Genomic DNA, 9,831 nt, shown 5'->3' on the forward strand with positions numbered 1-9,831 from the left:
ACTCGAGAGGTGGATCGCTGGCCTTCCTAGTTATATCAAGGCTTATTTGCCGATCTCACTCTGCGAAAGTTGAGTTACTTATATTAAAAATTTCCGGGGATTGTGAAACAACGTACCTAACCAAGCAGGCTATTTCTATAAGGAAGTATCAATATTTGTTTATCTAACTAGGCACGATCATCAAAGGGTTCCGAGTACACTTTAACGGAGATATACGCTAAACTCAGATTTAAAGCAAGGCTGTATTTTTCGAGAACACTTTTAAAAAACAACCTTAGTCACAAAGGAAGATTGTTTTTATAAAGTCATGGTCTAATTAAAACAATTGCTGTCCCAAGAGCATACTTGAGACTGAAAAGGCACCAGCAGGTGGTAAAACATTAGTATATATGGGAGGTCCCAAACGGGTTGTAAAGGTTGTAGCAATCCAATTTCCGTATTCACCAGCCAGCAAAGAGGGAGGTTTCATTATAAACCGTCCACTTAAAATGAAATGCCGAATGCTTATAGCGGTCTCATCAAATATTGTCAAGTTGCCAAAAAAGGAGGCATATGGTGAATCGAAACTTATTTGTTTAGCGCTTTCGTCCCAATACCCATTAATCGGAATAGGTATACCACGAAAATTAACTGTACCTACTACTTTGTTGTCTACAATGGAATCAATGGTAAGTATACCTCTAATAATGGATCTCCCCGCAATAGAAGCATCAATCCCCCATACGGATGGAAAGGGGATACTAACTTTGGCTGTCTTTGGAATTTTCAAAATTAACCTCTCCTTGATTATTTTATGTATGGATTGAGTTGTATTTAATCATAATCCTGTAGTAATGATACAGTATATGCACAGAGAATCACTTAGGTGTTTTGTTAAGAAAGAAGCATCAATAATCAATCAGCCTACTGTCTAGATGAACAAGAGTTTGCCTGACCCACGAAAAATATGGAACATTAATTGCTGCTCATACATATGGTCTCGCATTTGGAAAATTTCTTAGCTTTAAAATAAATCATCTGATTCAATGAAATGTAATGCCTATCATCACCTATTTTTATATGTATCTCAGACGAATTCCTATACCTCCGTTACTCTTCGATCATATTTTATTTGTACGAGGTGGTGTAAAATGTTTAAATTATATTTAGATCCTGGTCACGGGAGAATGGACCCAGGAGCTATTGGCAATGGGATGCAGGAAAAAGAAATTACCTTAAATATTTCCCATAGCATCCGAAATCTCTTGGAAAACCATTATGAAGGCCTGCAAATTAAAATGAGTAGAACAGCAGATATTACGCGCAGCTTGAAAGAACGTACAGATGATGCGAATGCTTTCGGTACGGGGGCCAAAGGATGGATTTGTGGAAGAAGTGGGAGTCAATGTGGCGTTAATTCGGAAACGAATCAAATCAACCAGCATGGTTTATGAAACGAAAAAAGTAGGCGTTCGCACGAAAACAACCGTTGCAATTCTTTACATGCGTGACATTGTTGATCCTAAGATTGTTCAAGATGTAAAGAATAAATTAGATGATCTTCACATTGACGGAGCGTTTAGCGCCACTCAGCTAGAAGAATTAATGGAACCGACAAAAGCATTGTTTCCTTTGATGGGGTATACAGGCAGAGCAGACTTTACCGTGAACTGTATGCTCAATGGGCGTGTAGCGTTGATTGTGGATGGTACACCGGCTGCGTTGATTGCGCCTGCCAATTTATTTTTGCTTGTGAAAGCACCCGAAGATATCCACTTTACTGCTTTGGCAGCTACATTTGGTCAAACGCTTCGTTTACTTGGCTTGTCCGTATCGCTACTGCTTCCTGCATTTTTTGTTGCCATTCTTTCCTATCATCAAGATCAGCTGCCCTATTATCTACTTGCCACTTTGGGGATTAACCGGTTGGGAATCCCTTTTGATGTGGCAGTTGAAATGTTTATTGCACTTCTCTTCTTAGAAATCCTGCGGGAAGCTGGTATCCGATTGCCTTCTGCGGTCGGCTCCACGGTAACGGTTGTAGGAGGACTTATCCTGGAGGATGCGGCCATTCGTGCTGGATTCTTATCCCCAGGTATCGTTGTCATCGGAGCAATTACACAAATCTTTGGTTCAACTTTATCGAGCCTATCATTGGCTGGAACGATTAGTACCTTACGCTTTTTTCTTTTCATTCTGTCTGCCACGCTTGGCATTTATGGCTTCTTTCTTGGATTATTTATTGTGCTCAGCCATTTAGCCTCATTGCGTTCATGCGGCTTGCCTTACTTGGCCCCAATATCACCTCCATTTAAAGACTTGGCCAACGCTTTGTTTCGATTACCTTGGCCATGGCGAAACACTCGACCGGACATGTTGAAGACACGAGATTCTACAAGGCAAGGGGACAGGCATAAATGAGGAGATATAAAAGTATGGTTGCACTTTTCCTTCTTCTCACCCTTACCGGTTGCTGGAGCAGATATGAAGTGCAAAACATGAACTATGCTACGGCTGTTGGAATAGACTATGTCGATGGCCAATACACCTTGTATGTGCAATTGCTTGATTTCTCGACAGTGGCCAAGCTGGAGGGACAGCAAAAAGCGGAGCAGCCCCCGGTTTGGGTGGGCAAAGGCGAAGGTTCCTCGTTTACGGAGGCGGCAAATGATTTGTACAGTACATCACAACAACGCTTAAACTTGGGACAAATCTCTGCCATTTTGTTCAGCGAGAGATTGATGAAGGAAAACAAAGTCGGAGAAGTGCTGGAATTGATCAACCGTTATCGTGAAATAAGGTACTTGGCCTGGCTGTTTAGCACAAGAGAGCCTCCTGAAGAAATCTTGCTGGCAACCCCATTTTTTAGATTTTCGCCAAATGCATCCATTCTTCACAATCCCGAGCAAAATTTCAGACAGCGTTCTATCCTTGCTCCGGTCCGCCTGCAACAATTTGTACTGGACTCAAACGAAAAGGCCAGAACCAGTTATATACCGGAATTATCGCTTCGCAAAGGTCAATGGCAGGAAAGTAATAAACCAAAAGAGCTGCTTAGATATTCTGGCATACATGTATATGATCTACACAATTATTATGGACGAATGGATCTTAAGGATTTGTCGGGAATGCCCTGGCTAAGTACTCACACGATCCGAGTACCTCTTGATTTGTTTGCCGAAGAAAAGCTTGCGGCTGTTCTTGTCGCAGAAAAACCCAAATATGAAGTGACTCCTATTGTGAAATTGAACAAGGCGTATTTCGATATTTCAGTAAAAGTGAAGGCAGGGATCAATGAATTGCATACGGACCTTACCGAAAAGGAACTCACACAAATGGCTCAGGAAAAAATAGAGGAGCAAATCCGCAAAACGTATCAAACTGCTTTTAAAGAGGGTATAGATATTTACAATTTGGGCGAATCTTTGTATCGCAAACATCCACATCAATGGAAGAGCATAGCCACAGGAAAACAGCAACTCGTTTTAAACCAAGATTCCCCGCGCCATGTAAAGGTTGAGGTGAATATTGTTTACCCTGGAGGATATAAATTACATGAACATGGTGAATCCACCTCGTGATTCTGGCAAGTGAAATTATTAACTCACCTTGCTTCTTCTGCTTAGCGTTGGGGAAGCAAGGTTTTTGTTTCCCAAAAAATAGTTTAACGTTGTAAATCCGTATTTTCCTGACGAAACCCCTTCAGGTTTTTATCAAGTTCCTCAGCTTACCTGCTCTTTATCTGTTTGTTAAGAACGTTTTAAAAATGCCTTTATACTTTTAACACCGGCCTTGTTTGCAAAGGAAAATTATACTTGCAGAATGCAACATATTTATCCGTTTGGAAAGAAAACAAAATTTATTTTGTTAAATGAGACAAATGCCTAGTCTAGGGACATAAGTGAAACATACCATAGAATTGTAAATTGGTTTTAAAAGGTATTTAACCTCATTTTACACGCGATATTGCTTCTTTTTTTAGAAGTGAAAAAATTTAAAAAGGGTGATAAAAAAATGGAAGCCCAAACGGAAAACTATAAATATTTATTGGGATGGTGTACCGACATTTATGTTCATTGGGAAAGTGTGAAACCGAAGTTCTCAAAACTCTTTGACTTAAGAACTTTAGAGGAATGGGAAGAGACATGGCGTAATTTAATGAGTAAATTACAAAAAAATTTAACAGTAGACTCTGAGGACTTTGAGTCAGCTACAAGTCTGTATGAACAGTGGGAGGTGCTATACAAAGAAGCACATCCAAATCTAGAGGGTAATGAATCCGATGAGAGAGAAAATTCGGATCAGGATTTGAAAAGTGAAACATTAATGGCAATAAAGCCTTTTGTTGATTATGGTCTAAAAGAAGTTGCTCTTACTTCCTATGAACATGCGCTAACTGAAATTGCCGCAATGGCCTACCTTCTGGGAAAAGGCTTTGATCAACAAACAGCTTATAAAACCGTTGAATCTTGGGAAGTAAATGAAATGTTCGAAACCGAATATGGAAGATTCAAAATGAATAAATATTAAAATAATTTATTAGACTTTCTTTCTTTTTTTAACACTCTGATGTAAAGATAGAAATTAAACTTTAAACTCTTGTATTTATGATTATTACGAAACGAGGAATCAACTTTTGCAAACTGCACAGAAACTCATGGTTAGTATACCTTTTCCATCAAAATGGGGTATTTCGGCTTCTATAGCCGGTCGACCCATTATTTGGGGAGTACTCATCATTAATTCTATTACAGGTAATAATAAAGTATCTGGTACAATTAATTTTCGTGGTACACCTATTCAAATTAATGGGTATTGGGAAGAAAACACCAAACAAATAAGTTTTGATTCACCATATGCCTCATTTTTTGGTAACTTAACTATATTTGATGATCCCTCAATTAGAATTCGTCATTTCGTTTTAAGTGGACGGTTTATTATGAAACCTCCCTCTTTGCTTGCAGGTGAGTACGGAACTTGGATTGCTACAACTGATACAGCACTCACTGAACCTCCTATATATCAGAACGGCGTTCCTCCTGCCGGAGTCTTTTTAACATCAGATATCCTGTACTAAATCACTACCCTCCCGTTACACTATGGTAAGATATCTTTATATATATCACATATATTAGGCGCACTAGTCCGTTAATCCACTTGAATAAATTATTTTTGTGTCACCCCGAATAATACTCTTTTTTTAGATTATGGTAATGGTTTCACATCAACCGGTTTTTAAATAGTATTTAGGAATGGATTCATTTTGACAATCGATTGTCCCCTTATCCATAAAGCCGATTATTTCTCGTAAGTTGAGGAAAAATCGGCTTTATTCATGACGAATTATGCTTAGCGTATGTTTTAAGCGCTTTTTGTTGGTGGGATCCCTTATATATAAAATAGCCTTATACTCAAAACGGTTGCTATATGCCCAATAAGAGAGAACGTGTCGATTTATTTTTTAGAGTCAAGAACTCTATCCCCAACATGAGAAGCGTCCACAATCCGATGGCATATAAAAAGTGAAAAATCCCTACCTTATTTTCATAAATGGTATTTCCTAAAAAATCTCCAAGCACTAATACAAAAACTAAGTGAAACGGGGTTAACTGAGAGATTGATGTTCTACCGGTTATGATAATGATAAAAAATAAGGTGACAAAACCTACTATGACTTTGATTGTCAGTAAACCCAAAAAAACTTCACCCAAAATTTATTCCTCCATTTTATATTTCACTCGATTTCAAAAATCCTCATGTTTTAAAATATTTATATTACAACATGTAAGCTAATTAAAATCAGAAAGATAAATAATACTGGTTTTTTCAACTTATAATAATGGAGAAAGCACGCGAGCACCCTGTTCAACAATGCGCTCGGTCAGGGATCGTTGCAACAAGTCTTCAATTCTTAATGGTACAGAATCAGTAAGATCCCTCTCGAACTGCTCTGTGAGTTCCCTTGCCACATCAGCACTGTACACGACTTGACACACCTCATAATTCAGGCGAAAACTTCTCATATCATAGTTTGCTGAGCCTACGGCAGCAATCTCCTCATCGATGGTCAACACCTTCGCATGTATCATTCCTTTGTCGTACTGGTAGATTTGAACTCCAGCTTGGACTTTGCCGACTCGAAGCCAAGCCCGCCTACAGTAAAATACCTTAAAGCATCGGCGATTATCGATGCTGAATCACTATATGTATCAGGTAACTTATCAGACTCATTATGAGAAGAGGTCACTCTTTTACGATGAATAAGCTTGGGATTTGATATGCTAAGATATAGTAAGAAACCAATGACAGGCAAAACAAGGACGATTACTATCCAATTCAAAGCTTTGGCTGGCCGACGAACTTCCCAAATTGCTATGAATAACATAAAGAACGTATTTAACAGGTATAGATAAAAAATCCACTCCAACTAAAATTCCCTCCTTAGTTTTTCCATTATCATGTACAAACAATGTACATCATGTAGAAGTTTTATAACAACGAAAAGCAACGGTTTCAAAAAGGGATTATTGCCTTTTGCTTTGGGCATCTTCCAATCCATTCTTTACATTAATTAAGCCACTACCAAATTCGTGATCAGTTCCAGGGATTCCTAAATCATAAGTAGAATTCTTAATAATGTCTATTACTTCTTGGTTCGTTAAATTAGGGTTTACTGAAAGCAAGAGGCCAGCAAGTCCTGCCACATGAGGCGAAGCCATAGAAGTACCTGATAAAGCTGCATACTGCTGGTTAAAATAGGTGCTCGGAATTTGAACTCCGGGAGCTGCAACATCGATATAATCTCCATAATTTGAGAAAGGGGCACGTTGTCCGGTGTAACTTACGGCGGCGACACTTAGAACCTTAGAAAAAGCAGCTGGATAGCTCGGCTGCATAGTATTTTCATTTCCTGCTGCAGCAATCAAGACAACATTTTTACTGTATGCATAATCGATTGCCCCTTTTAAAAGGGAAGAATGCTGATAATTGCCTACTCATATTAATGACATCGGCTCCATGATCCGCTGCCCAATAAATCCCTTTTGCTATATCAAAGGTCGTCCCATGCCCTTCAGCACCCATTGCTTTTATAGGCATTATTTTGTTATACCAAGTGATGCCTGCAACACCTTCATGGTTGTTTGTTTCCGATGCAATGATTCCTGCTACATGGGTGCCATGCCCGTTGTCATCATCAGGGAAATTATTATTCAACAGTACATTATAACCATTTGTAATTCGTCTTCTCAAATCAGGATGGTCCAGATCAACGCCAGTGTCTATAACAGCAATAATGATATGTTCATCCCCTTTGGTGATATCCCAGCCTGCTTCTGCTTGAATTGCCGATAAGTTCCATTGGTATTGTTCTCTATATAGCAAATCATTAGGAAGTCCAATTTGATTTTGCAGATAAAGATAATTGGGTTCAGCAAATTCAACCATAGCCTGTCTGTTAAAATATTCAATAAGTTCCTTGGTCGAAAGCGTATTAGAACGAAACACAATCGTAGAATTTAGCTTTTTAATGATAGTGCCATTTATCTCCTGTGTTATCCTTTTTATTTCCTTTGTTGAGGGAAGAGTCTTGAATGTAACGTTTACTTCTTTCTTAATATAATGACTCTCAGTTTTTTCATTGTGTTTAATTAGAAAAACGGAAGGATCATTTTTTAATTGATTCTTGATGGTTTGACCCATGGAAAGGCTGTTTATTTGAAGAACATTTTTTTCGTTTTTAACATTTTGGACATTGGTTATAGTGGGATTAAATTTGTTTTCGACAGCAACTGTTTTATTTTCGTGATTCTCTTTGTTTCTTGTATTTTGTACTAAGAATAATAACCCTATAGATAAAAGAATAAGTACGGAAACCGTAACCAATAAGGACCTTGATATTTTTGTCATGAGACACCTCTATATAATTTTATTATTAGAAAATGCTTGAATAATCAAATTTCTACTTATCATCCTTGAATCTTGATACATAAAGAACACCGTTTGAGAACAAACGGTGTATAAACTTATTCATCTTTATTATCTGCGTCATTTACATCTTTAGCATCTTCAATTGGATCTTCTGTATTAGTGTTGTCATTATTTTCATCTATATTATCTGGATCTGTTGCGTCTTCAGGATCTTCAACTGATTCTTCTGTATCAGGGGTGACATTATTTTCATCAACAGTATCTGGATCTGTTGCGTCGTTAGGATCTTCAATTGGTTCCTCTGTCCCTGGAGTTACATCCTCAGGTGGTGGATTTTTATCGTCATCTCCATTATTACACCCTAATAACAAGAAAGTTGAAAGAAAAACTGTTGATAAAAGTTTCATCCACTTAAGATTCATCTTACCGCCGCCCTTTCGATTGTTGTAAATTCTAAATTATTTTCTAGGTTGGTTAACAACTAACCAACCTTTTGTCTCGCATAACTATTGTTGTTTTACCTTGAGTTTATTCTTCTTGAACACGTGTTCTTTTATTGTATTACATTACCTCTATATGGATCTTGACTTTGCATGTAGTTAGAAAATTGCTGAACCGATTGTTGAATAGTTTGTGGAGTTTCTTTTTCCAAACCGTACCATCCGTTTTTAAACATTAAGTTATATAGATTGCGGTGACAGTCGTCTGTTTCTTGGGAAACAGACGCTATTGTACGATACAACGATTCATGGCTAGCTTCTTTTAATGCAGTCGAGTATGAGGAAGATATATATTTTTCCGTAGTTAAGGCATCGTTTAGAAAATCTCTATCGTTCATTTGCGGCGTCTTAGGGACTGGTGTTTCAGGATTTTTAATCCTGTTTGGAGTATTATTTTCCACTATAGTTTCCTCCTTATTGATTCATATTTTGTGAAGGTTGATTTACATACTGTTGCATCTGTTGAAGCAGCTGTTGATAGTGTCGATCATGCATTTGTCCAGCTTGTTCAAGTGCTGCTCTTACTTCGGGATTTTGACATTGTTGAGCAAAAAAATGCATTTTCTTCATCGCAAGTAAATTCCAGCTTAACATATCGTTTACATAGAGATGATCCTTTGTTGACATTATTTCAGGCGGTTGTGTCATTAAAGCTTGTGCTTGTTGATTATTCATACCCGTCTGCATTTGTTGCATAATGTTTCCTCCTTGTTAACAATGTTGTAATCACTTTGGTAGATTGCCACACAGCGGTCAAAAATATGCAGGTATTTTAGATTAGTTTTAAAAACCCCCCACCTTTAGATAGCATTAAATACTCCCCACCTATACGCAGGTGGGGAGTATTTGTGGCTAAACTAAATATTAATTTATCCTATTCCAGATTCTGTCTAGGTCCAAGGCAACATATATTTTATCACCATTAATTTCCTTATGTATAATAGGATTGGAAAAATACTGATTTATATTTTTATTAAATTGCTTACACCTTGCTCGTGGTTTTGGTCCATATAAATCGTTTCAGGATAGCCCTTATACATACTCCGTCTACCTCTTTTTTAATTTTATGAAAAATACAAACTGCATCAATACTCCATTTCAAAATAAGCATACCAGTCTTGCTTCGCGAAAAGGAAAATCCCCCTCGAATTGTAAAACAATTGTACTTTAATCAGCTTTTACAAAAGTACAACCGTCAAATTTACCCTATTCTCTCTTCCTTGATTTTTTTTGCCAAGAGTATTTTTTCCGAAAATAATAAAAATATAATTCGAATTTTAAAAACTTTGTATGAATAAATATTTCTATCTTCAAACATTCTAAGAAAGGTTTCAAAAAAAAATAATAGGAGCATTCCTGTAATGAAGAAATTTGAGGATTGAACAAAAAAGAGCCCTCTTGGTATTATACGAGGTGTCCAAAG

The 9,831-nt window shown here is 37.5% G+C and carries 12 protein-coding genes and 1 pseudogene; 5 read left to right on the forward strand and 8 right to left on the reverse strand.

The features are described 5' to 3' along the window. Positions 1-316 precede the first annotated feature (316 nt). Positions 317-769 carry a hypothetical protein gene (locus Q1B07_RS25310; protein ID WP_144521919.1) on the reverse strand — a complete coding sequence of 151 codons (453 nt, stop codon included), beginning with the start codon at positions 767-769 and terminating at the stop codon, positions 317-319. 361 nt (positions 770-1,130) lie between these two features. Here Q1B07_RS25310 and Q1B07_RS25315 point away from each other — a divergent pair, with 361 nt between their 5' ends. From Q1B07_RS25315 to Q1B07_RS25335, 5 genes are all read left to right on the forward strand, one after another. Further along, the gene (locus Q1B07_RS25315) at positions 1,131-1,433 is read left to right on the forward strand and encodes an N-acetylmuramoyl-L-alanine amidase (protein ID WP_017697717.1); all 303 of its coding nucleotides are present in this window, start codon (positions 1,131-1,133) and stop codon (positions 1,431-1,433) included. Next, entirely contained in the window at positions 1,387-2,400 is a 1,014-nt protein-coding gene (locus Q1B07_RS25320; protein WP_299095150.1) for a spore germination protein, read from the forward strand. Before Q1B07_RS25315 ends, Q1B07_RS25320 begins: the two co-directional genes overlap by 47 nt. A 14-nt stretch (positions 2,401-2,414) precedes the next feature. After that, positions 2,415-3,560, forward strand: coding sequence for a Ger(x)C family spore germination protein (locus Q1B07_RS25325; RefSeq protein ID WP_299095153.1), 1,146 nt, complete (start codon positions 2,415-2,417; stop codon positions 3,558-3,560). A gap of 433 nt (positions 3,561-3,993) precedes the next feature. Continuing rightward, positions 3,994-4,509 carry a hypothetical protein gene (locus Q1B07_RS25330; protein WP_255301616.1) on the forward strand — a complete coding sequence of 172 codons (516 nt, stop codon included), beginning with the start codon at positions 3,994-3,996 and terminating at the stop codon, positions 4,507-4,509. A gap of 127 nt (positions 4,510-4,636) precedes the next feature. After that, entirely contained in the window at positions 4,637-5,056 is a 420-nt protein-coding gene (locus Q1B07_RS25335; RefSeq protein WP_254416425.1) for a hypothetical protein, read from the forward strand. Positions 5,057-5,402: 346 nt separating this feature from the next. On the opposite strand, the gene Q1B07_RS25340 is transcribed toward Q1B07_RS25335, so the two are convergent. The 7 genes and pseudogenes from Q1B07_RS25340 to Q1B07_RS25370 form a co-directional block, all read right to left on the reverse strand. After that, the gene (locus Q1B07_RS25340; RefSeq protein WP_299095162.1) at positions 5,403-5,690 is read right to left on the reverse strand and encodes a hypothetical protein; all 288 of its coding nucleotides are present in this window, start codon (positions 5,688-5,690) and stop codon (positions 5,403-5,405) included. A gap of 120 nt (positions 5,691-5,810) precedes the next feature. Further along, positions 5,811-6,406: pseudogene (locus tag Q1B07_RS25345) on the reverse strand (phospholipase D-like domain-containing protein). Between the two features lie 97 nt (positions 6,407-6,503). Continuing rightward, positions 6,504-6,905, reverse strand: a complete 402-nt coding sequence (locus Q1B07_RS25350) for a S8 family serine peptidase (RefSeq protein WP_299095165.1) — start codon at positions 6,903-6,905, stop codon at positions 6,504-6,506. 10 nt (positions 6,906-6,915) lie between these two features. Beyond that, positions 6,916-7,887: a S8 family serine peptidase gene (locus Q1B07_RS25355; RefSeq protein ID WP_299095167.1), complete on the reverse strand. Its 972-nt coding sequence runs from the start codon at positions 7,885-7,887 to the stop codon at positions 6,916-6,918. A 116-nt stretch (positions 7,888-8,003) separates the two neighbouring features. Then, positions 8,004-8,330, reverse strand: coding sequence for a hypothetical protein (locus Q1B07_RS25360; protein ID WP_299095170.1), 327 nt, complete (start codon positions 8,328-8,330; stop codon positions 8,004-8,006). A gap of 131 nt (positions 8,331-8,461) precedes the next feature. Continuing rightward, the gene (locus Q1B07_RS25365; protein WP_175502156.1) at positions 8,462-8,809 is read right to left on the reverse strand and encodes a spore coat protein; all 348 of its coding nucleotides are present in this window, start codon (positions 8,807-8,809) and stop codon (positions 8,462-8,464) included. Positions 8,810-8,822: 13 nt separating this feature from the next. After that, positions 8,823-9,095 (reverse strand): hypothetical protein, encoded by a 273-nt coding sequence (locus Q1B07_RS25370; protein ID WP_144521971.1) that lies wholly within the window; start codon positions 9,093-9,095, stop codon positions 8,823-8,825. Between the last annotated feature and the right edge of the window lie 736 nt (positions 9,096-9,831).

Source organism: uncultured Metabacillus sp. (assembly GCF_947503125.1).
Taxonomy (GTDB): domain Bacteria; phylum Bacillota; class Bacilli; order Bacillales; family Bacillaceae; genus Metabacillus.

Bases quoted from the DNA above. Each gene is read 5' to 3' on its own strand.
- Q1B07_RS25315 (WP_017697717.1), top strand. From the start codon at position 1,131: ATGTTTAAATTATATTTAGATCCTGGTCACGGGAGAATGGACCCAGGA.
- Q1B07_RS25360 (WP_299095170.1), bottom strand. From the start codon at position 8,330: ATGAATCTTAAGTGGATGAAACTTTTATCAACAGTTTTTCTTTCAACT.
- Q1B07_RS25325 (WP_299095153.1), top strand. From the start codon at position 2,415: ATGGTTGCACTTTTCCTTCTTCTCACCCTTACCGGTTGCTGGAGCAGA.
- Q1B07_RS25370 (WP_144521971.1), bottom strand. From the start codon at position 9,095: ATGCAGACGGGTATGAATAATCAACAAGCACAAGCTTTAATGACACAA.
- Q1B07_RS25330 (WP_255301616.1), top strand. From the start codon at position 3,994: ATGGAAGCCCAAACGGAAAACTATAAATATTTATTGGGATGGTGTACC.
- Q1B07_RS25355 (WP_299095167.1), bottom strand. From the start codon at position 7,887: ATGACAAAAATATCAAGGTCCTTATTGGTTACGGTTTCCGTACTTATT.
- Q1B07_RS25335 (WP_254416425.1), top strand. From the start codon at position 4,637: ATGGTTAGTATACCTTTTCCATCAAAATGGGGTATTTCGGCTTCTATA.